Annotated in this window: 1 protein-coding gene; it reads left to right on the top strand. The window is 66.1% G+C overall.

From position 1 onward, the window contains the following. On the top strand, positions 1 to 257 hold a 257-nt coding region (locus AAEY79_RS15570; protein ID WP_352289466.1), incomplete at both ends, for a hypothetical protein.

The raw sequence follows: 257 nt of genomic DNA, 5'->3' as shown, positions 1-257 counted from the left end.
GCGCAAGGGTGAGGCGATCAACGCCCTGTTCGACCAACTGCCGGAAGACACCATTCAGTGCCTGACGTTGGTCATCACCCCGCAGGACGTGCTCGAAGCGCACCTCAACCAGCTGGGCCGCAAGGCCGTCGGCGACACCCTCGCCTCGGAACAGACCCGCGCCGATGTACAACAGGCCCGCAGTCTGATCGGCAGCGCCCACAAGCTGTACCGCAGCGCCCTGACCTTTTACCTGCGCGGCCGCGACCAGGCGGAAC

This window comes from Psychrobacter sp. GW64-MNA-CIBAN-0177 (genome assembly GCF_040309585.1).
Taxonomy (GTDB): domain Bacteria; phylum Pseudomonadota; class Gammaproteobacteria; order Pseudomonadales; family Moraxellaceae; genus Psychrobacter; species Psychrobacter okhotskensis.
Note: the sequence above shows the minus strand (reverse complement) of the source record. Positions and strands in the feature narration are given on the sequence as shown.